Source organism: Streptomyces sp. NPDC002896 (assembly GCF_040295225.1).
Classification (GTDB): Bacteria; Actinomycetota; Actinomycetes; order Streptomycetales; family Streptomycetaceae; genus Streptomyces.
Genome location: NZ_JBEOVA010000010.1, coordinates 289699 through 314429 on the forward strand (window position 1 = coordinate 289699; position 24731 = coordinate 314429).

The 24731-nt window shown below is 69.6% G+C and carries 17 protein-coding genes; 8 read left to right on the forward strand and 9 right to left on the reverse strand.

Annotated features, from left to right (window positions below; all coding sequences use genetic code 11):
- Positions 1–19: 19 nt before the first annotated feature.
- The gene (locus ABT009_RS21005; protein WP_351297070.1) at positions 20–1246 is read right to left on the reverse strand and encodes an NYN domain-containing protein; all 1227 of its coding nucleotides are present in this window, start codon (positions 1244–1246) and stop codon (positions 20–22) included.
- A gap of 281 nt (positions 1247–1527) precedes the next feature.
- On the opposite strand from ABT009_RS21005, the gene ABT009_RS21010 reads away from it, so the two are divergent.
- Positions 1528–1698: a hypothetical protein gene (locus ABT009_RS21010; RefSeq protein WP_181659590.1), complete on the forward strand. Its 171-nt coding sequence runs from the start codon at positions 1528–1530 to the stop codon at positions 1696–1698.
- Between the two features lie 111 nt (positions 1699–1809).
- Here the strand turns inward: ABT009_RS21010 and dnaE are convergent, their stop codons facing one another.
- Entirely contained in the window at positions 1810–5346 is a 3537-nt protein-coding gene (gene dnaE / locus ABT009_RS21015) for a DNA polymerase III subunit alpha (RefSeq protein ID WP_351296722.1), read from the reverse strand.
- Positions 5347–5604: 258 nt separating this feature from the next.
- Between dnaE and ABT009_RS21020 the strand changes: the two genes are divergently transcribed.
- The 5 genes from ABT009_RS21020 (at position 5605) to ABT009_RS21040 (ending at position 11929) form a co-directional block, all read left to right on the forward strand.
- Complete coding sequence (locus ABT009_RS21020) at positions 5605–6945, forward strand: DUF2252 domain-containing protein (RefSeq protein WP_351296724.1); 1341 nt, start codon at positions 5605–5607, stop codon at positions 6943–6945.
- Positions 6946–7066: 121 nt separating this feature from the next.
- The gene (locus tag ABT009_RS21025; RefSeq protein ID WP_351296726.1) at positions 7067–7753 is read left to right on the forward strand and encodes a hypothetical protein; all 687 of its coding nucleotides are present in this window, start codon (positions 7067–7069) and stop codon (positions 7751–7753) included.
- A 128-nt stretch (positions 7754–7881) separates the two neighbouring features.
- The gene (locus ABT009_RS21030; protein ID WP_351296728.1) at positions 7882–8700 is read left to right on the forward strand and encodes a thioredoxin domain-containing protein; all 819 of its coding nucleotides are present in this window, start codon (positions 7882–7884) and stop codon (positions 8698–8700) included.
- A gap of 216 nt (positions 8701–8916) precedes the next feature.
- Entirely contained in the window at positions 8917–10575 is a 1659-nt protein-coding gene (locus ABT009_RS21035) for an alkaline phosphatase D family protein (protein WP_351296731.1), read from the forward strand.
- Positions 10576–10936: 361 nt separating this feature from the next.
- Complete coding sequence (locus tag ABT009_RS21040; protein WP_351296734.1) at positions 10937–11929, forward strand: zinc metalloprotease; 993 nt, start codon at positions 10937–10939, stop codon at positions 11927–11929.
- Between the two features lie 50 nt (positions 11930–11979).
- On the opposite strand, the gene ABT009_RS21045 is transcribed toward ABT009_RS21040, so the two are convergent.
- On the reverse strand, positions 11980–12549 hold the full coding sequence (locus tag ABT009_RS21045; RefSeq protein WP_351296737.1) for a dienelactone hydrolase family protein: 570 nt from the start codon (positions 12547–12549) through the stop codon (positions 11980–11982).
- A gap of 59 nt (positions 12550–12608) precedes the next feature.
- Between ABT009_RS21045 and ABT009_RS21050 the strand changes: the two genes are divergently transcribed.
- Positions 12609–13736, forward strand: coding sequence for a mechanosensitive ion channel family protein (locus ABT009_RS21050; protein ID WP_351296740.1), 1128 nt, complete (start codon positions 12609–12611; stop codon positions 13734–13736).
- A gap of 23 nt (positions 13737–13759) precedes the next feature.
- On the opposite strand, the gene ABT009_RS21055 is transcribed toward ABT009_RS21050, so the two are convergent.
- From ABT009_RS21055 to ABT009_RS21080, 6 genes are all read right to left on the reverse strand, one after another.
- On the reverse strand, positions 13760–14506 hold the full coding sequence (locus ABT009_RS21055; protein WP_351296743.1) for an SDR family NAD(P)-dependent oxidoreductase: 747 nt from the start codon (positions 14504–14506) through the stop codon (positions 13760–13762).
- A 107-nt stretch (positions 14507–14613) separates the two neighbouring features.
- Entirely contained in the window at positions 14614–16200 is a 1587-nt protein-coding gene (locus ABT009_RS21060; protein WP_351296746.1) for a Na+/H+ antiporter, read from the reverse strand.
- A gap of 336 nt (positions 16201–16536) precedes the next feature.
- Positions 16537–17007 carry a GNAT family N-acetyltransferase gene (locus ABT009_RS21065; protein ID WP_351296749.1) on the reverse strand — a complete coding sequence of 157 codons (471 nt, stop codon included), beginning with the start codon at positions 17005–17007 and terminating at the stop codon, positions 16537–16539.
- The gene (locus ABT009_RS21070) at positions 17004–17948 is read right to left on the reverse strand and encodes an RluA family pseudouridine synthase (protein ID WP_351296752.1); all 945 of its coding nucleotides are present in this window, start codon (positions 17946–17948) and stop codon (positions 17004–17006) included. Before ABT009_RS21070 ends, ABT009_RS21065 begins: the two co-directional genes overlap by 4 nt.
- 107 nt (positions 17949–18055) lie before the next feature.
- Positions 18056–18724 (reverse strand): signal peptidase II, encoded by a 669-nt coding sequence (lspA, locus tag ABT009_RS21075; protein WP_351296755.1) that lies wholly within the window; start codon positions 18722–18724, stop codon positions 18056–18058.
- Between the two features lie 136 nt (positions 18725–18860).
- Positions 18861–20942, reverse strand: coding sequence for a TraR/DksA family transcriptional regulator (locus ABT009_RS21080; protein WP_351296758.1), 2082 nt, complete (start codon positions 20940–20942; stop codon positions 18861–18863).
- Between the two features lie 636 nt (positions 20943–21578).
- Here ABT009_RS21080 and ileS point away from each other — a divergent pair.
- A complete protein-coding gene (gene ileS, locus ABT009_RS21085; protein ID WP_351296761.1) occupies positions 21579–24722 on the forward strand; it encodes an isoleucine--tRNA ligase in 3144 nt (1047 codons plus the stop codon).
- Positions 24723–24731: the final 9 nt, after the last annotated feature.

Here is a 24731-nt window from a genome sequence, read left to right on the forward strand (position 1 = left end):
CCCGGCGGGGGTTGCCCGGTCACTCCGCCGCGGAAGCGTGTTCCGCGGCAGTCCGCGTATCAACCTCCCGCCAGAACCCCGCCCGAATCGCATACCGATCATGCTCATCGATCTGGTCATCCTTATGGGCGAGCAGCCCGAACCGCGCCGCGTACCGCAGCAGCTCCCCGTCGATGCGATGCGGAATCCGCGGATACATGGTGGACAGCCTCTGCAGATGCCCTTGGTCCGGCAGCCGCTCCATCCAGCGGCGGGCGAAGACCTCCCCCACCTCGTAGGGGTCGCCGCCCACGGTCGTGATGTCCTCCTCGCGGTCCGCCCACCCCTGCTCGGCGGTCGTGAGCTGGGCGAGCGTCGGCAGCGATGCGGCCTCCGCGGGCTCGGCGATGCCGGTGCGGTCGACCCAGCCCTTGTCGGACGACCAGCGCAGCGTCGCCGTCGCGGGATGCTGCGCCGCCTGCGTGCCGGGGCCGCGCAGGGCCGCCAGGTCCTTCGGCGTGGGAACCCCCTTGGCGGCCGCCGGGCCGCGTTCCCCCGTCCCGTTGGACGTGCGGGCCGCAGGCGGGTGCTGGGCACCGGACGGCTCGCCGTCAGGCCGCTCGGTCGCGGCGGCGAGCGCGGACTCGGGCAGCGGCGCGGAGAGGATCGCGGCGATCTCGGGGCGCGGCGCGGGCGGCGTCGCGCAGATCCCGCCGAGCTCCTTGGCCCGTACGGCCTTGGTGATCCAGGCACGGTCGAGGACGCGCCGCTCGTCGGCCTCGGCGACCAGGTCCTCGGACTGGTTGTAGTCGCTGCCCGCGGCCTGCACGGCCCACAGGTGCACCGCGACCCCGTGCTCCTTGGCCGCCATCATGCCGGGCAGCAGATCGCCGTCGCCGGTCACGAGCACCACATCGGAGCAGGCCCGGTTGCGCGCCAGTTCCGTGAGCTCGGCGTGCATCGCGGCGTCGACGCCCTTCTGCGCCCAGCGCCCGTCGCTGCGGGTCAGGGCACCGAGCCGGACGGTCACCCGCGGCATCACGCGCAGCCTGCGGTGCTCCGGCTGCGGTACGCGGTCGGGGGCGCCGTCGAACCAGTAGATGCGCAGCAGCGGCCGCTCCGTATCCGACTCGGCGCGCTCGCGCAGCCCCTGGATCAGGGCGGCGTGATCGACGGTGATCCGGGACCGGGACGGCTCCCCGGCGAGGAGACTCGCGGCGGCCCCCAGCAGATACCCGGCGTCCACCAGGACGACGCAGCGGTCCACGCGATCCACCCTCTTTCCCTGGGCATTTCCTCGAGGTTTCCCTCAAGGTTCTTCGGAGGCCCGCAATTACCGACGAGTGCGGGTGTGCTTCGGGTTTCCTTCGAGTCTGCCCGACCATACGGGTGTTAACGGCCCGAACTCGATCTTCGGCGTGGCGTATCGGCGGATTGGTTCCCTGCATCCCTTATTACGCACGGTAATTCTCTGAAATGCGCTGCTTGTCATCGTATGTGAATCTGGTCCCGGCCCTGGCCCCTAGATCCCCCACAGGAGGCATCACCATGGCCAAGAACAAGAACCGCAAGCAGGGTGCCCAGCAGGGTCGCGCTTCGCAGGCCGAGCACGCGGCGCAGGAGGCGAAATCGGTCGCGACCGAAGCGCACTCGGAGATACCCCAGGGCAACCCCGCTGATGTTGCCCGTAAACAGCAGCGTCGCTTCGGCCACAACTGACGCCTTTCCGTCAGGCTGACACGGCCGTAGGTACGCCAGGAGGGGCGCACCCGAAGTCGGGTGCGCCCCTCAACTGTCCCTGCAACTGTCCCTGCGTCGACGTGCCTCCGCTCACCCCGCCAGGCAGGACGGGCCGAGGAGCACCTTCAAGTCGCCGAAGAGCGCCGGGTCCGGCTGGACCCGGTGCCGGTCGAGCCGCAGCACGGTCGTCTTGCTGGCGCCTTGGAGCTTGATCCGCACCTCGCTGTTGCCCTTGTGGTGGCTGAGGATCTCGCCGAGGCGGCTGACCATCGGCGGGGTCACGCGCGTGGTCGGAATGGTGATGACCACCGGGGCGTTGGCGCCCGCGTTGGACAGGTCCGGGACCATCAGCTCCATCGCGACCAGCCGCGGCACGTCCTCACGCTTGTCGAGGCGGCCCTTGACGAACACCACGGCGTCCTCGACGAGTTGGGTGGACACCAGCTGGTACGTGGCCGGGAAGAACATGCACTCGATGGAGCCGGCCAGGTCCTCCACGGTCGCGATCGCCCACGCGTTGCCCTGCTTGGTCATCTTGCGCTGCAGGCCGGAGATGATGCCGCCGATGGTGACCACGGCGCCGTCGGCGTGCTCACCGCCGGTGAGCTGGGAGATGGCCGCGTCGGTCTTGTCCGAGAGCACGTGCTCGATGCCGAAGAGCGGGTGGTCGGAGACGTAGAGGCCGAGCATCTCGCGCTCCTGGGCGAGCAGGTATGTCTTGTCCCACTCGTCCTCGGAGAAGATGACGTCGAGCCCGAAGCCCGGCTCGTCGGTGCCCTCATCCATGCCGCCGAAGAGGTCGAACTGCCCCTCGGCCTCCTTGCGTTTGACCTGGACCACGTTGTCGATCATCGGCTCGTACTGCGCGGTGAGGCCCTTGCGGGTGTGCCCCATCGTGTCGAACGCGCCCGCCTTGATGAGCGATTCGGTGGTGCGCTTGTTGCAGACGACCGCCTCGACCTTGTCGAGGTAGTCGGGGAACGAGGTGTACTTCCCCTTGGCCTTGCGGCAGCGGATGATCGACTCGACGACGTTCGTGCCGACGTTGCGCACCGCGGAGAGGCCGAAGAGGATCACGTCGTCGCCCTGCGCGGCGAAGTTCGCCTCGGACTCGTTCACATTGGGTGGCAGCACCTTGATGCCCATGCGCCGGCACTCGTTGAGATAGACCGCCGACTTGTCCTTGTCGTCCCGCACCGAGGTCAGCAGCCCGGACATGTACTCGGCGGGGTGATTGGCCTTCAGATACGCGGTCCAGTACGAGACCAGGCCGTACGCCGCCGAGTGCGCCTTGTTGAACGCGTATCCGGCGAACGGGACCAGTACGTCCCACAGGGCCTGGATCGCCTCGTCGCTGTAGCCGTTCTTCTTGGCGCCCGCCTGGAAGATGGTGAAGTTCTTGGCCAGCTCGTCGGGCTTCTTCTTGCCCATCACCCGTCGGAGGATGTCGGCCTCGCCGAGCGAGTAACCGGCGATGATCTGGGCGGCCTTCTGCACCTGCTCCTGGTAGACGATCAGGCCGTAGGTGACGTCCAGGACCTCCTTGAGCGGTGCCTCCAGCTCGGGGTGGATCGGGGTGATCTCCTGCTGGCCGTTCTTGCGGAGCGCGTAGTTGGTGTGCGAGTTCATGCCCATCGGGCCCGGCCGGTACAGGGCCGAGACGGCGGAGATGTCCTCGAAGTTGTCGGGCTTCATCAGGCGCAGCAGCGAGCGCATCGGGCCGCCGTCGAACTGGAAGACACCGAGGGTGTCGCCGCGCTGGAGCAGGTCGAACGTCGTCGGATCGTCGAGCGGGAGGCTCAGCAGATCGATGTCGATGCCCTTGTTGGACTTCACCATCTTGACGGCGTCGTCCATGATCGTGAGATTGCGCAGGCCCAGGAAGTCCATCTTCAGCAGGCCGAGCGACTCACAGCTCGGGTAGTCCCACTGCGTGATCGTCACGCCGTCGGTGTGCCGGACCCACACCGGGACATGGTCGGTAATGGTCTCGCTGGACATGATCACGCCGGCCGCGTGCACACCCATCTGCCGGACCAGGCCCTCGACGCCCTTGGCGGTGTCGATGACCTTCTTCACGTCCGGCTCGTTCTCGTACATCCCGCGGATCTCGCCCGCCTCGCTGTACCGCGGGTGCTGCGGGTCGGTGATGCCGGAGAGCGGGATGCCCTTGCCGAGGACGTCGGCGGGCATGGCCTTGGTGAGGCGGTCACCCATCGCGTACGGGTAGCCCAGCACGCGCGCGGAGTCCTTGATCGCGTTCTTGGCCTTGATGGTGCCGTACGTGCCGATCATGGCGACCTTGTCGGCGCCGTACTTCTCCGTCACGTACCTGATGACTTCGACGCGCCGACGCTCGTCGAAGTCGATGTCGACATCGGGCATCGAGACGCGCTCGGGGTTGAGGAACCGCTCGAAGATCAGGCCGTGCGGGATCGGGTCGAGGTCGGTGATGCCCATCGCGTACGCCACGATCGAGCCGGCCGCCGAACCACGGCCCGGGCCCACCGCGATGCCGTTGTTCTTGGCCCACATGATGAAGTCGGCGACCACGAGGAAGTAGCCCGGGAACCCCATCTGGATGATGACGTCCATCTCGTAGTCCGCCTGACGCTGGCGGTCCTCGGGGATGCCACCGGGGAAGCGGCGCTCCATGCCGCGCCGGACCTCCTCCTGGAACCAGGTGACCTCGGTGTACCCCTCGGGAATGTCGAACTTCGGCATCAGGTCGCGCTTCTCGAACATCCCGGAGGTGTCGATCTGCTCCGCCACCAGCAGCGTGTTCGCGCAGCCCTGCTGCCAGGCGTCCGAGGAGTCGATGGCGTACATCTCGTCCGTGGACTTCAGGTAGTAGCCCGTGCCGTCGAACCGGAAGCGGTCCGGGTCGGAGAGGTTCTTGCCGGTCTGGATGCACAGCAGTGCGTCGTGCGCGGTCGCCTCGTGCGCGTGCGTGTAGTGCGAGTCGTTGGTGACCAGCGGCGGGATGCCGAGCTTCTTGCCGATCTCGAGGAGGCCGTCGCGGACGCGGCGCTCGATCTCGATGCCGTGGTCCATCAGCTCCAGGAAGTACCGGTCCTTGCCGAAGATGTCCTGGTACTCGGCGGCCGACTTCAGGGCCTCGTCGAACTGGCCGAGGCGCAGCCGCGTCTGGAGTTCACCGGAGGGGCAGCCGGTGGACGCGATGAGCCCCTCCGACCACTGGGAGATGGTCTCCTTGTCCATACGCGGCCACTTCTGCAGCCAGCCCTCCTTGTACGCGTCGGAGGAGAGCCGGAAGAGGTTGTGCAGACCGGTCGCGTTCGCCGCCCAGATCGTCTTGTGGGTGTAACCACCCGAGCCGGACACGTCGTCCCTTTTCTGGTGCGGCTGGCCCCACTGGATCTTGCGCTTGTTGCGCCGCGATTCCGGGGCGACATACGCCTCGATCCCGATAATCGGGACAACTCCGGCCTTCTTCGCGGAATGGAAGAAGTCATACGCGCCGTGGAGGTTGCCGTGGTCGGACATGGCGATGTGGGTCATGCCCATCTCGTTGCACGCGTTGAACATGTCCTTGAGCCGCGCCGCACCGTCCAGCAGGGAGTACTGGGTGTGCACGTGCAGGTGCGTGAAGGGCGGCTTCGACACGGTCTGGCCTCCAACGGCGGGGATCGACGACAGTTCCGGGGACAGCCTCGAAGTCTATGCCCGGGCACCGACAGGCAAGGGCACTCCACCACACGCAGGGCACGCCCGTGCGCTACAACGGCTCACGTGCAGGGCACGCCCGCGTACCGCCGCAGTGAACACAGGCCGGGCACTCCCGCGTACTGTCGTCCGTTGGAAGGGACGGAATGCCGTCCCAGACACACCACGCACACCAGCCGTACCAGGAGGCACCCAGCGATGTCGGTCCCGCAGCCCAGCGCCGAGCAGCGCGGCGACGAGATCCTTGCCGTCTTCGAGACCGCCTTCGGCGAGCTGCTGGCCGCCGATCCCGCGGCGTTCCGCGTGAAGTTCCGGAAGATGGCGGCCTCCGCCTTCGCCTTCTACCGGGGCACGGCCTGCCTCTTCTACCGCGACCTGGAGGCCGAGAAGCACGGCGGCCCGTACCTGGACGACCGCACCGCGCGCGTGTGGATCCACGGCGACCTGCACGCGGAGAACTTCGGCACCTACATGGACTCCACAGGCCGCCTGATCTTCAACGTCAACGACTTCGACGAGGCCTATGTGGGCCCGTTCACCTGGGACCTCAAGCGCCTGGCCGCCTCGCTGGCGCTGATGGGGTACGCGAAGGCGCTGAGCGACGAGCAGATCACCGAGCTGGTGCGGGTCTTCGCGGCGTCGTACCGCGAGCGCGTCCGCGCCCTGGCGACCGGCGCCAAGAGCGACGAGGTGCCGCCGTTCACGCTGGACACCGCCGAGGGCCCGCTCCTCGACGCGCTGCGCGACGCCCGCTCGCTGACGCGCTTCGGGCTGCTCGACTCGATGACGGAGATCCGCGACTTCGAGCGCCGCTTCGCGCCGGGCGGCGGCTCCATCGAGCTGGACGCGGCCACCCGCTACAAGGTGCTGGCCGCCTTCGACGGCTATCTGGAGACGCTGCCGGAGACCTCGCTGGCCCGCCCGGACTCCTACCGCGTCAAGGACGTCGTCGGCCGCCGCGGCATCGGCATCGGCTCGGCCGGCCTGCCGTCGTACAACATCCTCCTCGAGGGCCACAGCGACGCCCTTGAGAACGACGTCGTGATCTACATCAAGCAGGCCCAGACCCCGGCCGTGTCCCGGCACATCACCGATCCGGCGATCCGCCACTACTTCCAGCACGAGGGCCACCGCACGGTGATCTCGCAGCGCGCCCTGCAGGCGCACGCCGACCCGTGGCTCGGCTGGACCGAGCTGGACGGCTCCGGCCAGCTCGTCGCCGAGGTCTCGCCGTACGCGGTCGACCTGGACTGGTCCGACATCGACGACCCGGAGGAGATCGCCGCGGTGGTCGCCGACCTGGGGCGCGCCACCGCCACGATGCACTCGGCCGCCGACGACCAGTCCGGCGAGTCCCTGGTCCCCTTCTCCACAGAGCGCGCCATCGACGCGGCGATCGCGGCCGACGAGGAGGGCTTCGCGCCCCTGCTGGTCGACTTCGCGCACGCCTACGGCGCACGCGCGCGTGCGGACCACCAGATCTTCGTGGACCTGTTCCGCAACGGCCGGATTCCGGGTCTGCAGCCGTCGGTTCTGTAATCGTCGGGACTCTCACAGGGACCCTTTAAGGGTCGCTTATGAGTTCCCATGGCACACTCCTCGGCGATACTGCAATTCCCCCCGGGGGACTCCCCCGGACCCCCGGCCCGAAAGAGAATTCGTGGGCATATCCGAGACAGCACCCAGAGCCGTGCGCGCGGCGATCTTCACGGCACTCGTCGTGATGCTCTCCGTCGCGTCGCACGTCCTGCTGTCCCGGACGCCGCTGCCCCTGGCCACCGTCGCCGTCATCGCCGCCGCCGTGTTCGCCGTCGCCTATGCGCTCGCGGGCCGCGAGCGCGGATACGGGCGGATCGCCGCGCTGCTGATCCCGATGGAGCTGACCGCGGACACGGTGTTCACCGCGGGCCAGCACGTCTGCTACGGCATGGCGGGCGGCCCGGTCGCAGGCCCGCTGCGCTCGGTCGGCATCGACGTGCTGTGCGGCGGCGGCGATGTGGGCACCCCCCTGGCGCAGGTGGCAGGCGGGGACACCGGCCGAGCCACGGCGCTGCTGGCGCACGCCGACCCGGCCACCGCCTGGCTGCTGCTCGGCGCCCATGTCGGCGTCGGTCTGCTGGCGGCCGCGTGGCTGCGGCGCGGCGAGCGGGCGCTCGCGCAGCTGCTGCGGGCGGTGGCTGCGTGCACGTTCCGGCCCCTGCTGATCGCGGTCGCCGCCGTGACGGCGCGTCCGGCACCGGCGCGCCGCCGGGCACGGCCCGCGCGCCGGGTGCGCACCGCGCGCACGCGCCTGCTGGTGCACTCCGTGGGACGACGCGGACCGCCGCGCTCGCCTGCTTTCGCCTGATCAGAGCGGCCAGAGCAGAGCGGCCGGTCGCAGAGCGGCCAGTCGCAGAGCGATCAGTCCCCCTCAGTTCCCGCGTACGCACGACGTACGCAGTCACGTCATCACGTATCACACGGAGAAACACCACCATGAGCAAGAGGAACAGCCAGACGGCGAAGACGGCGGCCCGCGAGCGGCTGCGTGCCGAGCGCGAGCGGCAGGCCAAGAAGGCCAAGGTGAGGCGCCAGCTAATCGTCGCCTGCTCGGCCGTCGGCGTGCTGGCGATAGCCGGCGGCGTCGGCTTCGCGATCGTGCAGGCCAACAAGCCCTCCTACTGGGACGCCGCCAAGGACGACAAGCTGGTCAAGCCGGCGAACACGTCCGGCACGAACGGCACGACCGTCATCATCGGCAAGGACACGGCGAAGAAGACCCTCAAGCTGTACGAGGACCCGCGCTGCCCCGTCTGCGCCAGCTTCGAGCAGACCGTCGGCTCGACGGTGCACAAGGACGTCGAGGACGGCAAGTACAAGATCCAGTACATAGGCGCCACGTTCCTCGACGGCAACCTCCAGGGTGAGGGCTCGAAGAACGCGCTCAGCGCGCTCGGCGCCGCCCTCAACGTGAGCCCGGAAGCCTTCCTGGACTACAAGACCGCGCTCTACTCGGCCAAGTACCACCCCGAGGAGACCGAGGACAAGTTCAAGGACGACTCCTACCTGATCAAGGTGGCGAACACCGTGGACGCCCTCAAGAACAACACGGCGTTCCAGAAGGCCGTGAAGGACGGCACCTACGACAAGTGGGCGCTGGACATGTCGGAGCTGTTCGACAAGAACAAGGACGGGGTCACGGGGACGCCGGGCCTGGTGATGGACGGCAAGAAGCTCACGGGCTCCGACGGCCAGAACGCGCCGATGACCGTCGCCGAGTTCAACACTGCGATCGACAACGCGCTCAAGGCCTGAGCGGCCGAACCCCCGGCGGCCACCCGGTAGCCACCCAGCAGGCAGCCACCCAGCAGGCAGCCACCCGGCAGGCAGCCACCGGCAGCTGCATCCGGGCAGAAATCCGGGTGCGGTCCCGGTTGTCGAGCAAAATACGCCGTAAGCACGGCGGAAGAGCGGGCGAACTTTTCGAGTTCGCCCGCTCTGCGTTCATACCGATCAGTAATCTGATCGGCCGTGACCAGACGACTCAGCTCTCCGGATCCCTCCAACTCCCCTGCGCCGCGCCGCCGTACGGTCGTCAAGGCCGCGGCCGCCACCGCCGCACTCGCCCCGCTCGTCGCGGCCCCCCAGGCACTGGCAGCCGACGGCCCCGCCTTTCTGCACGGCGTTGCCTCCGGCGATCCGCTGCCCGACGGCGTCCTGCTGTGGACCCGGGTCACCCCGGTTCCCGAGGCCGTCCCCGGATCCGGCAAGGGCCCGGACACCGAGGTGAGTTGGGAGATAGCCGAGGACAAGGGGTTCACCACGGTGGTGGGCCGGGGCACGACCACCGCGACGGCCGGCTCCGACCACACGGTCAAGGCCGACGTAAGGGGCTTGCGCCCGGCGAGCGTCTATTACTTCCGCTTCCGCGCGGGCGACGCCGTCTCCCCCGTGGGCCGTACGCGCACCACACCCGCGTACGACGCCACCGCCTCCGGCGTCCGGTTCGGGGTCGTGTCCTGCGCCAACTGGGAGGCGGGCTGGTTCTCCGCGTACCGCCACCTCTCGGGCCGCGCCGACCTGGACGCGGTGCTGCATCTCGGCGACTACATCTACGAGTACAAGACGGGCGAGTACCCGGCGGCCCAGTACGGCGTCCGGACGCACGAACCGCAGCACGAGATCCTCACGCTGGCTGACTACCGCACCCGGCACGGCCGCTACAAGACCGACCCGGATCTGCAGACCCTGCACGCCGCCCATCCCGTCATCGCGATCTGGGACGACCACGAGTTCGCCAACGACGCCTGGTCGGGCGGCGCCGAGAACCACACGCCGGACACCGAGGGCGACTGGGCACAGCGGCAGGCCGCCGCCAAGCAGGCGTACTTCGAGTGGATGCCGGTGCGCCCCTCCACGGCGGGCACCGTCTACCGCAGGCTCCGCTTCGGCAAGCTGGCCGATCTCCATCTGCTCGACCTGCGCTCGTTCCGCTCCCAGCAGTCGGCGGTCGGCAACGGCGACGTGGACGACCCGGACCGTACGATCACCGGCCGCGCCCAGCTCGACTGGCTGAAGTCGGGCCTGGCGGCGTCGGACGCCTCCTGGAGGCTGGTCGGTACGTCGGTGATGATCTCGCCCGTCGCCTTCGGCTCGCTGCCGGCCGATCTGCTCGGCCCGCTGGCGGAGCTGCTCGGCCTCCCCAAGGAGGGACTGGCGATCAACGTCGACCAGTGGGACGGCTACACGGACGACCGCAGGGAGCTCATCGCGCATCTGCGGGACAACGGCATCACCAACACCGTCTTCCTGACCGGCGACATCCACATGGCGTGGGCCAACGACGTGCCGGTGAAGGCGTCGACGTACCCCCTGTCGGCGTCGGCGGCGACAGAGTTCGTGGTGACGTCGGTGACCTCCGACAACCTCGACGACATCCTGCATGTCGCCCCGAACACGGTGTCGCTCGTCGCCGAGGCCGCGATCAAGGGCGCCAACCGCCATGTGAAGTGGCTGGACATGGACTCCCACGGCTACGGAGTCCTCGACGTCACCGCGGACCGCTCCCAGATGGACTACTACGTGATCTCCGACCGCGCCGACGCCAAGGCGACGGCGTCCTGGGAGCGCTCGTACCGAACGCTCAGCGGCACGCAGAAGGTCGAGCGGGTCTACATGCCGGTGCGCTGAGCCCGTCTACCGGTCCGCAGGCGCGCTCCGGAGTCCCCATCACCTGGGCTCGCCTCTCGTAGGGCCGGTGGCGACCGATCAGATCCGGCCAAGGTCACGTCTGTTAAAGACAGGTCACACCGCTACGGCGGGTGGTGCGCGCCGCGTCCCGAATGCGGACACACCACCCGCCCCGGTGACGCCGACCGTTACGTGCACATCTCGAACTCCGGGACGCAGCCGGGTTTTCTGCCCATAGATCCGATTCGCCCTGCGAGTGATTGGGCCAGATCGATCCTCTGCCGTTTCTGGCATGAGCACGTAATCTCCCCCGGACGGCGAGGAAGACCTCCTCGCCCGCGTCCGCGAGGAGTCAGTCACCATGCGCGCTCTTGCCCATATATCGCCGCGTCTGCGCAGGCGCTTCATCGGTACGGCAATCATGGCCGGAACCCTGGCCCTGGCCCCGCTCTCCACAGCCACGGGGACGGCGGCCGCCGCCAAGTCCCCCTCGGCCGCCCAGGAATGCGCCGACGACACCCAGGCCACCGCCCGCAAGGCACGCCCGTCGGGCGCCGAGCAGGCCCACGAGCCCAACGAGATCAGCGCGGCCAAGGCCAAGGCCATGGACGCGGATCTGCAACAGAGACTCGAGAAGCTGCGTACGGAGGGCAAGGTCTCCGCCGCCGCGGTCACCACGATCCCGGTGTACTTCCACGTCGTCCACGACGGCACCACGGGCAAGCTCACCGCGACCGACATCAGCCAGCAGATCGACGTGCTGAACGCGGCGTACGGCGGACAGGGCACCGGAAACACCGACTCGGGCTTCCAGTTCACGCTGGCCGGCACCGACTACACCGACAACGCCGCCTGGTACAACGGCATCACGCCCGGCTCCACCGCCGAGTCGGCCATGAAGTCCACGCTCCACCAGGGCGGCGCCACCGCGCTCAACTTCTACACGGCCAACCTCGGCGACGACCTGCTGGGCTGGGCCACCTTCCCGTCCTCGTACAAGTCGAAGCCGTCCGACGACGGTGTGGTCGTCCTCGACACTTCACTGCCCGGCGGCTCGGCCACGAACTACGACGAGGGCGACACCGCCACGCACGAGATCGGCCACTGGCTGGGGCTCTACCACACGTTCCAGGGCGGCTGTAACGGCAAGGGCGACTACGTGTCGGACACGCCTGCCGAGGCGAGCCCGGCCTTCCAGTGCCCGACCGGGCGCGACACCTGCACCAAGCAGACGGGCGTCGACCCGATCCACAACTTCATGGACTACACGTACGACTCCTGCATGTACCAGTTCACCGCGGGCCAGGTGCAGCGGATGCAGGACAGCTGGGCGGCGTACCGCGCGGCGGGCTGATGCCCGGGCGGGCGGCGCCGAACCCCGGCGAACCCAGTGAGCTCTGGTGTCTACAGGGTCTCCAGGAACCCCAGCGCCGTCCGCCACGTGGCCTCCGCGGCCTCCGCGTCGTAGTCCGGCAGGTCGGGGTCGGTGTAGAGGTGGCCGGCCCCGGCGTACCGGTAGACCTCCACATCGGCGCCGGTCTTGCGCATCTGCAGGTACCAGGCGCTCAGCCAGTCGTCCGGCTCGAACGGGTCGGGCTCGGCGACGTGCAGCTGTACGGGCAGATCCTCAGCGGACGCGTTCTCGGCGATGTCGGAGGTGCCGTGCAGAAGCAGCAGGCCACACGCCTTCTCATCGCCGAGCGCCAGCGTCTGGGCGAGCGCGGCTCCGAGTGAGAACCCCGTATAGACGAGGCCCCGGTCCGAGTAGGGCGCGGCGGCCAGCACGGCACGCTTGAGCAGCTCGTCCTTGCCGATCTCGTCCTTGAAGTCCCTGGCCTCCTCGACGTCGTCGAAGGTACGGCCCTCGAACAGATCGGGGGTCCACACCTCGTGCCCGGCCTCGCGCAGCCGGTCCGCGGCCGCGCGGACGGCGGGCCGGAGCCCGTACGTCGAGTGAAACAGCATGATGTTCATGAGGCCCATGGTGCCAGGCGGCATGTTCAGGGGCGCCAAGACTGGTTACGTTCGAAGGCATGGAGAGCGTACTGCGTCCGCTGATCGTCATCGGTGGCTCGGTCGTGTTCACTCTGCTCGTCGGGTGGGCTGTGGACCGGCTGCTGCGCCGGGCCGACGACCGGCACAACGAGACCCCCCTGTGGGGGCTGCTGCGCCGCTGCCGCCTTCCCTTGCAGGTCGTGCTCTGCACGGCGCTGTTGCGGGGGTCGTACGAGCAGGCGAGGGTCGCCGAAGACCACGGGGCGGCGATCGGCCGTGTCCTGACCCTGGTGCTCATCGGCTCCACCGCCTGGCTGGTGATCCGTATCGCTGCGGCGGTGGTCGAGTCCTCCTACGCCCGGTACGCCGCGGCGCGCCGCGACCCCGCGCGGGTCCGCAGGGTGCGTACGCAGGTGACGCTCATCCAGAGAGTGGTCTCCGCCGTCGTCGGTGTGGTGGCAGCCGCCTCGATGCTGCTGACGTTCCCGGCGATGCGGACGGCGGGTGCCTCGCTGCTCGCCTCGGCGGGCATCCTCGGCATCGTCGCCGGTATCGCCGCGCAGTCCACGCTCGGCAATCTCTTCGCGGGGCTGCAGATCGCGTTCGGCGACATGGTGCGGCTCGGCGACACGGTCGTCGTGGACGGCGAGTGGGGCACGGTCGACGAGATCACGCTGACGTTCCTGACCGTACGGACCTGGGACGAGCGGCGGATCACGATGCCGGTGTCGTACTTCACGAGCAAGCCGTTCGAGAACTGGTCGCGCGGCGGCGTCCAGATGACCGGCACGGTCTTCTTCCATCTGGACCACCGTGCTCCGGTACCCGAGATGCGCGAGAAGCTCGGGGACATCGTGCGCGGCTGCCCCGCATGGGACGGCCGCGACTGGGGCCTGGCCGTGACGGACACCACGCCCAGCACCATGGAGGTACGGGCGCTGGTCACGGCGAAGGACGCGGACGACATCTGGACGGTGCGGGTCACGGTGCGCGAACAGCTGATCCGCTGGCTGACAGAGGAACACCCGTACGCGCTCCCGCGGATCACCACCGCCCAGGCCTCATTGCCACCGCCCATTCCACACCAGCTCCGCGGACCGGGCACCAAGTCCACGGAGCCGTCCACATCGACGGACGGGGTGGCACCGCGAACGGGACGGGGGTAACAGGACGACGCAGGGCAACCGAATCAGTGCCCCCGCTCCGCACCCCCGTTGACCTGCACCACCTGCGCAGTGATGTGACTGGCGGAAGGCGAGGCCAGCCAGTGAAGGGTGGCGGCAACATCCCCCGGCGTCCCGGCCCGCCCCGTGGAGGTCTCGCCGATCAACTGCTCCCGCCGCTCCGAGGTCATACGCCCCCCGAAGAACTCGGTGTCCTCGATGTAGCCGGGAGCAACGACGTTGACCGTGATACCCCGCGGCCCAAGCCTGCGGGCCAGATCGAAGGCGTACGGATGGAGCGCGGCCTTGGACGCCGCGTAGGACCCGGAACCCGAGCCGCGATAGGCCGCGATGGAGCTGAGGAACAGCAGCCGGCCGCCAGGTGATGCGAGCCGGTCACTCAGCGCCTCGGTGAGCAGCGCCGCGGTGAGCGTGTTCAGCCGAAAGGCCACGGTCCAGGCGTGTGCGACGGCGGCGAGCGGATCGTCGGCCTCGGACCCGGGCCCCGGTTCGAGCATGCCGCTGCCGCCCGCACTGTGGATCAGCACGTCCACGGTGCCGAGCTCGGCCGCCACGAACTGCGCGACCCCGCGGACGTCTTCGACCTCGGTCAGGTCGGCGGCGTACGTCAGCGCGCCCGGCACCCCGGCCTTCTCCAGCACCTCGGCGCGGCGCCCGAGCAGCAGCACCTGGTCCCCGTCCGACGCGAAGGCGAGCGCCGCCGCGAGACCGATGCCCGTACCGCCACCGCTGATCACCACGTTCCGAGTCATGCGGCGACGTTACCTCGCGATTCCTGCGCGCCCCACGCCCCAACAGCCCAAGTGGATGCAGTTATCAGAGACTTCACACGAGTGCCGCCTCCGTGGGCACCGCCGTCTCACCGCAGACTGCGCACGTCCAGATGCCGCAGCACGCGGTCGACAACCTCCGGGTCGGCGCCCGGTTCGCTGCGCGCGGAGAGCACCTCGTGGCGTGCGGCGGAGAGCATCTCGCCCTGGATGCGCCGGATGTGTCTGATCCGCTCCACGCGGTGGGCCTGTGCCTCGCGCCGTTCCTCGTCGCCGATGTCGGGGCTGATCCGCAGCCCGATGTCGAGCGCGCGGCGCAGGAGCTGTTCGGTCACCTCCTCCGGCAGCTCCTCGACGTCCCGGATCTCCTTCAGCCGCTGTCGGGCGGCATTGGCAGCGCGCACAGCGAGCTCCTTCTCGAGCACCTTCTCGGCCTCGGTGTCCGCCTGCACCCCGAGCCTCCTGACCAGCCAGGGCAGGCTGAGCCCCTGCATGACGAGGGTCGCCATGATGACGCCGAACGCGATGAAGACGATCTCGTCGCGGTCCGGGAAGGGCGAACCGTCCTTCGTCGTCATCGGAATGGCGAGGGCCAGGGCGACGGAGGCCACGCCCCGCATTCCGGCCCACCACATGACGACCGTCTCGCGCAGGCTGACGGGGATGTCCTCGTCGTCGCGGCGGCGCGCGTGCAGCCGACTGGTGAGCCAGGTCGCCGGCAGCAGCCACAGCAGTCGTACGAGGACCACGACGCCGACGATCGCGGCGGCCCAGCCGAGCATCTCGCCCCAGCGGCCGGACGCCGTGCCGATGGCGTTGTGCAGTTCGAGCCCGACGAGGCCGAACGCCGCACCGGTGACCAGGGTGTCGACGACGTTCCAGAAGGTGCGCCCGGTGAGGCGGGTCAGCACGTCGTCGGCGTCGAGGGCGTATTCGGCGAGGAACAAAGCCGTGGTGAGGACGGCGAGGACGCCGGAACCGTGAAGCTCCTCGGCCAGGACGTACGAGACGTAGGGCACCAGCAGGGTCAGGCCGACCTGGAGCGTGGCGTCGCCGAGGAAGCCCATGAGCTTGTTGGCCGCCCAGCCGAGCGCAAGGCCGATCACGACGGCGACGACGGCGGACAGCACCAGTTCGCCGGCGGCTTCGCCCCATGAGAAGGAACCGCTGATGGCGGCGGTGATGGCGACGTGGTACAGCACGATGGCCGTCACGTCGTTGAACAGGCCCTCGCCCTCCAGGATCGAGACCATGCGGCGCGGCAGGCCCAACTGCCCGGCGACGGCGGTCGCCGCGACCGGGTCGGGCGGGGCGACGAGCGCGCCGAGCGCGACGGCGGCAGCGATGGGCAGCCCCGGCACGATGGTGTGGGCGACGGCGGCGACGGCCGCCGTGGTCACGAACACAAGGGCCACGGCCAGCAGGAAGATCGGCCGTTTGTTGGACGCGAACTGCCGCCAGGAGGTGCGTTGTGCGGAGGCATAGAGCAGCGGGGGCAGTACGGCGGGGAGGATCAGTTCAGGGGGAACGTTGACGTTGGGCACTGCGGGCACGAGTGCCAAAACGATTCCGCCGAGCGTCATCAGCACGGGCGCGGGAAGCCCGAGCCGATCCGCCAACGGCACGCTCACCACGGCCCCGAGCAACAGCACGAACAGCAGGGCCAACTGATCCACGGAACCGCTCCGACCGCTCTCGACGACGAGGCATCAAGCGTGCCACGCGGTCACCGCCGGAACTGGGCTCCGCCACCGGGGGTGTTTCAGCCCGTGTGGGGGGCACCCCGTATCAGCCCGTCTGGGGGCACTCGTATCAGCCCGTCGAAGGGCACCCGTATCAGCCCGTCTGAGGGCACACCCGTATCAGCCCGTCCGGCGTTTGAGGACGAGCCCGAAGGGCGATTGCGGGGGTCCAGGGGGCGGAGCCCCCGGCGGGTGCGTGGGGGCTTGCCCCCACAAACAGGGCGGGCGGGTGGGACAGAACCCCGCCGGAGGCGGACACCCGCCGGCTCCCTAGAGGGCCCTCCGCATAGCCCGATGCGGAATCCCCGCATCGGGAAACTCGGCCCCGTACGCCACGTACCCCAACCGCTCGTAGAAGCCCAGCGCATGCGTCTGCGCATGCAGGTCCACCGCGGTCAGCCCCCGCTCCCGCGCCGCGTCCTCGATGGCGCGCACCAGGGCCGCCCCGGCGCCGAGCCCCCGCGCAGCCTTGGCCACCGCGAGCCGCCCGAGGGAGCCGACCGCCGGATCACCACCGGTCTTGGCGGCCACCGCCTCGCCATACAGCAGGCGCCCCGTGCCCAGCGGGACCCCGTCGTCGCGCACGGCGAGCACATGCACGGCATCGGCGTCGTACGCGTCGTACTCGATGTCCTGCGGGACGCCCTGCTCGACGACGAAGACCTCCTTGCGCACCGCGAAGCACGCCTCACGGTCGGCCGTGTCCTCGGCGACCCGCACCACGTACGAGGGGAGGCTCATGCGTACGTCTCCGCCCGCACCTGGTCCAGCGCATGCTGCAGATCGTCCGGGTAGGCGCTCTGGAACTCGACCCACTCGCCGCTGCCGGGGTGCTCGAAGCCGAGCCGCACCGCGTGCAGCCACTGCCGGGTCAGACGGAGCCGCTTGGCGAGCGTCGGGTCGGCGCCGTACGTGAGGTCCCCGACGCAGGGGTGGCGGTGGGCCGCCATGTGCACGCGGATCTGGTGGGTGCGGCCGGTCTCCAGCTTGACGTCGAGCAGCGAGGCCGCGCGGAACGCCTCGACCAGGTCGTAGTGCGTGACGGACGGCTTGCCGTCGGCCGTCACCGCCCACTTGTAGTCATGAGTGGGGTGGCGCCCGATGGGCGCGTCGATGGTGCCGCTCGTCGGGTCGGGGTGGCCCTGCACCAGCGTGTGGTAACGCTTGTCGACCGTGCGCTCCTTGAACTGGCGCTTCAGCGACGTGTACGCGCGCTCCGACTTGGCCACCACCATCAGCCCGGACGTGCCGACGTCCAGCCGGTGCACGATGCCCTGGCGCTCTGCGGCGCCGGACGTCGAGATCCGGTACCCGGCGGCGGCGAGCCCGCCGATCACCGTCGGGCCGCTCCAGCCGGGGCTCGGGTGCGCGGCCACACCCACCGGCTTGATGATCACGACCACGTCATCGTCGTCGTGCACGATCTCCATGCCCTCGACCGGCTCGGCCACCACCTGCACCGGCGCGGGCGCCTGCGGCATCTCCACCTCGAGCCAGGCACCGCCGCGCACCCGCTCGGACTTGCCGACCGCCGCGCCGTCGACCAGCACCTTGCCTGCCGCCGCCAGCTCGGCGGCCTTCGTACGGGAGAAGCCGAACATGCGCGAGATGGCGGCGTCGACGCGCTCGCCCTCCAGGCCGTCGGGCACGGGCAGGGTACGGATCTCGGGAAGCGTGCTCACCCGTCGAGTATGCCGGACGGGTCCGACACCCCCGCACGCGAGCCCGAAACCCCCCTTGGGCCTCCAGTCCCAGTGGACGGTCCCATCAGTCCTTGTGGACGGTCCCGTCAGTCCTTGTGGACGGTCCCGTCAGGGTCGAGCCCGCGGAACGACAGCAGCACGATCAGGATGCCGCCGCACACGATCGCCGAGTCCGCGAGGTTGAACACCGCGAAACCCTTCGGCGCGATGAAGTCGACCACCGCGCCCTCGAAGACACCCGGCGAACGGAACAGCCGGTCGGTGAGGTTGCCGAGCGCACCGCCGAGCAGCAGGCCGAGCGCGATCGCCCACGGCAGGCTGTAGAGCTTGCGGGCGAGGCGCGCGATCACGACGATCACGGCCGCCGCGATGACCGTGAAGATCACGGTGAAGGCCTCACCGATCCCGAACGCGGCTCCCGCGTTCCGGACCGCCTCGAACCTGAGCCAGTCGCCGATGATCTGCACCGGCTCGTGGTGCTCCAGCTTCGCGACCACGATCATCTTGCTGACGAGGTCGAGGACGTAGGCGAACGCGGCCACCGCGATCAGCACGAGCATCTTGCGCTTGCCCTTGGGCCGCTCCGCGGCGGACGGCACCGGACCCTCCTCGGCACCGCCCTGCCGCCCCGGCGCCGCAGTGTCGCCGGATGACGGCGCGGCCGCGGCAGCATCGCCGTCGGACGGCTCCGGCGGCACGGCCCCTGCCGCCTCTGGGGTATCCGGCGTACCGATGATGCGCTCCGCCTCTGCCACGTGAGTCCCTCAACCTAGGTGCCTGACTGAGGACGAGAGTACGACACGCGCGCGGGGCCCCACGTGCTCAGGAGCCGCTTGATCGCACACGAAAGACCACGAAGACGCAGAGCGGTACGGGCGGCCGGACGGCCCGCTACCGCCGCTCCTGCTTCTGCTTGCACTCCACGCACAGCGTGGCACGCGGGAACGCCTGCATACGGGCCTTGCCGATGGGGTTGCCGCAGTTCTCGCAGAGCCCGTACGTCCCGGCCTCGATCCGCTGCAGGGCGTGCTCGGTCTGGACGAGCATCTCGCGGGCGTTGGCGGCGAGCGCCATCTCGTGCTCGCGCGTGATGTTCTTCGCGCCGGTGTCCGCCTGGTCGTCGCCCGCGCCGTCGCCGGAATCACGCATCAGGCCGACGAGCGACGCCTCGGACGACTCGAGCTCGTCACGCAGCCGCGTCGCCTCGCTGAGCAGCTCGCCACGGGCCTCCTCGACCTCTTCCGTGGTCCAGGGGTCCTCCCCCGGCCGTACCGGGAGCTCGCCCGGCTCCACACCACGCGCCTTGGGCACCGCGGTGGCTTGTGCTGCTTCCGTGGCCGTGCCCGGAGTCTTCTTCGCAACCACCGTCGTGACTCCCGTCGTCGTCGCGGCCGCAGCCGCGTCCTCGGCCGCGGACGCGACCGTCTTCTTGGCCGTGCTCTTCTTCGCCGAGGCCTTTGCGGGCCTGCGCTTGCCTGCCGCTGCCGAACCTTCCGCAGCGGCCTCCTGAGCGACCTCTGGTACGGGTTGTACGGGCGTCTCGCTGACCACGGCCTCATGGGCTGCCGCCGTCTGGGCCGCCGTCTCGGCCGCCTCCCCGGCTGCAGCCTTCTTGGCCTGCGGTTTGTCGTCCGACGCCTCTTTGCCGGGTTCTTTGCCCGGTGTCCTTTTGGTGGTCTCCGCGGTGACCGTCTTCCTGGCCGCCGTCCTTGCGGGTACGGCGGTCCTGGCCGCCGCACGCTTGGCCGGGGTCTTCTTCGCGGGCGCCTTCGTGACCGTGGCTTTCTTGGCCGTGGCTTTCTTGGCCGTGGCTTTCTTGGCCGTGGCTTTCTTGGCCGTGGCTTTCTTGGCCGTGGCTTTCTTAGCCGTGGCTTTCTTAGCCGTGGCTTTCTTAGCCGTGGCCGTTTTCGCCGTAGTCGTCTTCGCCGTGGCCTTCTTGGCCGTGGCCTTCTTCGCGGGCGCCTTCTTTGCCGCTGTCTTCTTCGCCGTAGCGGTCTCGGTCGGGACCTGCCGCACGGCCGTCTTCTTCGCGGGCGCCTTCTTCGCAGGAGCCTTCGCCACGGCCGCCTTCTTCGCAGGAGCCCTCTTCGCAGCGGCCTCCTTCACCGGGGCCTCCGCAGCCGTCTTCTTCGCCGGCACCTTCGCCGAGACCGCCTTCTTGCCAGCGGTCTGCTTGGCAGCGCCCTTTTCTGCCGCCGCCTTCCTGGCCGGTGTCTCCACTGCGGCAGCCTTCTTGGCCGCCCCCCTTCCTGCCGCGGCCTTCTTCGCCGGTGTCTCCGCCACTGTCGCCTTCTTCGCGGGCGCCCTCTTCGCGGGCCCCTTCACCACGGCCGCCTTCTTCGCAGGGGCCTCCTTGGCCGCCCCCCTCTTCGCCGGCGCCTCCACAGCGACGGTCTTCTCTGCCACCGCCTTCGCCACAGCCGTCTTCCCGGCCGTCTTCTTGGCCGTCGTCCGCGCGGTCGCCGCCTTCGCAGGCGTGCCCTTCGCGGGCGTGGCCTTAGGAGTCGTGGACTTAGTAGTCGTGGCCTTCGCCGACGCCTTCCCGGCCCCGGTCTTCCCACCGGCTACGGCCGCCTTCCCAGCCGTAACCTTCCTTCCGGACCCGGCCGGACCCTTCTTCACCGGCCCGCCTGCCGTCCCCTCGGCCGCACCGTTCACCGCAGGCACTTCCTCGGCGGCAGCCTTCCTGGCCGGCACCTCCTTGACCTGCGCCTTTTCACCAAGCCCCTGGGCTGTCGCGGACTCCCCGGCCATGCTCTTCACGCCCAGGGTGCTCAAGGTCTTCCGAGCGACATCGAGCGCCGCCTGGAAAAGCCACATCCCAGACGTGCTCTTCTTGCCCGTCGCGTCCTTGCCGGTCACGTCCTTGCCCGTCACGTCCTTGGCCGCCGCGTCCTTGGCCGCCGCGCCCGCCGTACTCCCAGTGGATCTGACGGATGCCGAGTTCTGTACGGCGGTCTTCCTCGCCACCATGGCCGCGGCCCCTTCACATATTGTGATCTTGCTCGCGAATCGTGCTGGGACGATAAATCGACTCTCGGCCCGCGGCAACGGGGCACGCCGCCCGATTCGCCCGCCCCGCTGGTCCGCGCGGCAAGCCTGCATGCGTTGTGCCCAGCTCGTCGCCAGGTATTCCGCCGAGCAGGCCGAGCCGGGACCCGGCGGTCCGCGGACGGATGGAATGGCCATTTGGCCCAGAGCACGTGCCCGGACTCGCCCAGCCTCGGGGCGACCGCTCCCGGCTGCCGGGGCCCGCCCCGCCCCGGGCCCCGGAAAACCGGTCGGCCGCGCCTCCCGGAGCGCCGTACACTGGGCGGAGCGAAAAGCTTGGATGGGGACGAGTAGCGGCGTACGCAGCCATGAGCGACCCGGGGACGGTGTGAGCCCGGGGGCCTGCGCGACGTGAAGATCACCCCGGAGCCGCCGGAAGAACGCCGAAGCCTCGCAGTACGCGAGCGGACGCAAGTAGACCCGGCATCGCGACCCCAATGAGGGGGCTCATCGGCGCACAGACAAGCGCCGAGGGGCCAAGGAGGGTGGTACCGCGGGAGCGCACAGCGCCTCTCGTCCCTCCGACGGAAGACAGCAGTCCGTTGGAGGAGCTCTTCGATGACGCCGCCCCAGTACCGCCCGGTACCCGCTCAGGTAGACCTGCCCGCCCTCGAGCACGCCGTTCTCGACTTCTGGCGCGAGCAGAAGATCTTCGCCAAGAGCCTGGAGCAGTCCGAGGGCCGCCCGGAGTGGGTGTTCTACGAGGGCCCACCCACCGCCAACGGCATGCCCGGCGCCCACCACATCGAGGCCCGCGTCTTCAAGGACGTCTTCCCGCGCTTCCGCACCATGCGGGGCTACCACGTGGCGCGCAAGGCCGGCTGGGACTGCCACGGCCTCCCGGTGGAGCTCGCCGTCGAGAAGGAGCTCGGCTTCAGCGGCAAGCAGGACATCGAGGCGTACGGCATCGCCGAGTTCAACGCCAAGTGCCGCGAGTCCGTGACCCGCCACACCGACGCGTTCACCGAGCTCACCAACCGCATGGGCTACTGGGTCGACCTCGACGACGCGTACTGGACGATGGACCCCGAGTACGTGGAGTCCGTCTGGTGGTCGCTCAAGGAGATCTTCAACAAGGGCCTGCTGGTCCAGGACCATCGTGTCGCCCCCTGGTGCCCGCGCTGCGGCACGGGCTTGTCGGACCACGAGCTGGCTCAGGGCTACGAGACGGTCGTGGACCCGTCCGTCTACGTCCGCTTCCCGCTCACCTCCGGCCCCCTCGCGGGCGAGGCCGCGCTCCTGGTCTGGACGACCACGCCCTGGACGCTCGTCTCGAACACCGCGGTCGCCGCGCACCCCGAGGTGACGTACGTCGTCGCGACGAACGGCGAGGAGAAGCTGGTCGTCGCCGAGCCGCTCGTCGCGAAGGCCCTGGGTGAGGGCTGGGAGGTGACGGGCCAGAGCTTCACCGGCGCCGAGATGGAGCGCTGGACGTACCAGCGCCCGTTCGAGCTGGTGGAGTTCCCGGCCCCGGCCCACTTCGTGGTCAACGCCGAGTACGTGACGACCGAGGACGGTACGGGTCTGGTCCACCAGTCCCCCGCCTTCGGTGAGGACGACCTCAAGGTCTGCCGTGCCTACGGCCTGCCGGTCGTGAACCCGGTCCGCCCGGACGGCACCTTCGAGGAGGACGTGCCGCTGGTCGGCGGCGTCTTCTTCAAGAAGGCCGACGAGGCCCTGACCAAGGACCTGCAGGAGCGCGGCCTGCTCCTCAAGCACCTCCCGTACGAGCACAGCTACCCGCACTGCTGGCGCTGCCACACGGCGCTCCTCTACTACGCGCAGCCGTCGTGGTACATCCGCACCACGGCCATCAAGGAGCGCCTGCTCGAGGAGAACGAGAAGACCAACTGGTACCCGGACTCGGTCAAGCACGGCCGCTACGGCGACTGGCTGAACAACAACATCGACTGGGCGCTGTCCCGCAACCGCTACTGGGGCACCCCGCTGCCGATCTGGAGTTGCGAGGAGGGTCACCTCACCTGCGTCGGCTCCCGCGCGGAGCTCACGGAGCTGACCGGCACCGACCAGTCGGGCCTCGACCCCCACCGGCCGTACATCGACGAGGTCACGTTCGCCTGCCCGCAGGACGGCTGCGGCCTGACGGCGACCCGCGTCCCGGAGGTCATCGACGCCTGGTACGACTCGGGCTCGATGCCGTTCGCGCAGTGGGGCTACCCGTACAAGAACAAGGAGCTCTTCGAGAGCCGCTACCCCGCGCAGTTCATCTCGGAGGCCATCGACCAGACGCGAGGGTGGTTCTACACCCTCATGGCGGTCGGCACGCTCGTCTTCGACAAGTCGTCGTACGAGAACGTGGTGTGCCTCGGCCACATCCTCGCCGAGGACGGCCGCAAGATGTCCAAGCACCTGGGCAACATCCTGCAGCCGATCCCGCTGATGGACCAGCACGGCGCGGACGCCGTCCGCTGGTTCATGGCGGCCGGCGGCTCCCCGTGGGCGGCGCGCCGCGTCGGCCACGGCACGATCCAGGAGGTCGTCCGCAAGACGCTCCTCACGTACTGGAACACGGTCGCCTTCCAGGCGCTCTACGCCCGTACGTCGAACTGGGCGCCGTCCGCCGCCGACCCGGCCCCGGCCGAGCGCCCGCTCCTGGACCGCTGGCTGCTGTCCGAGCTGCACGCGCTCACCGACCAGGTCACGGGGGCCCTGGAGGCGTACGACACCCAGCGCGCCGGCAAGCTCCTGTCGGCGTTCGTCGACGACCTGTCCAACTGGTATGTACGCCGGTCCCGGCGCCGCTTCTGGCAGGGCGACGCGGCGGCGCTGCGCACCCTGCACGAGGTCGTCGAGACGGTCACGCGCCTGATGGCCCCGCTGACCCCGTTCATCACCGAGCGGGTCTGGCAGGACCTGGTCGTGCCGGTGACGCCGGGCGCGCCCGAGTCCGTGCACCTCTCCTCCTGGCCGGAGGCGGACCTGTCCGCGATCGACCCGGAGCTGTCGAAGCAGATGGTGCTGGTGCGGCGCCTGGTGGAGTTGGGCCGTGCGACGCGTGCCGAGTCTGCTGTGAAGACGCGTCAGCCGCTGTCCCGTGCGCTGGTCGCGGCCGCGGGCTTCGAGTCGCTCTCGGACGAACTGCGCGCCCAGATCGCCGAGGAGCTCAACGTCTCGGCTCTGGCCTCGCTCTCGGAGGTCGGAGGCTCGCTGGTCGACACGACCGCCAAGGCCAACTTCCGTGCGCTGGGCAAGCGTTTCGGCAAGGGCGTCCAGGCGGTCGCGAAGGCCATCGCGAACGCCGACGCGGCCGCGCTGTCCCTTGCCCTGCGCGAGGGCACGGCGTCGGTCGAGGTCGACGGCGAGACGGTCACCCTGGCCCCGGACGAGGTGATCATCACGGAGACCCCGCGCGAGGGCTGGTCCGTGGCGTCCGACTCGGGTGCGACGGTGGCACTGGACCTGGAGATCACCGAGGAGCTGCGGCGGGCGGGTCTCGCGCGTGACGCGATCCGTCTGATCCAGGAGGCCCGCAAGAACAGCGGCCTGGACGTCGCGGACCGTATCGCCCTGCGCTGGACGGCCACGGAGCCGGCGGTCGTCACGGCCCTGTCCGAGCACGCCTCGCTCATCGCGGACGAGGTCCTTGCGACGGACTTCGCCGAGGGCGAGGCCGACGACACGTACGGGGCGCCCTTCACGGACGAGCCGCTGTCCCTGACGTTCAGCCTCCGCAAGGCGTAGCCGTACGCC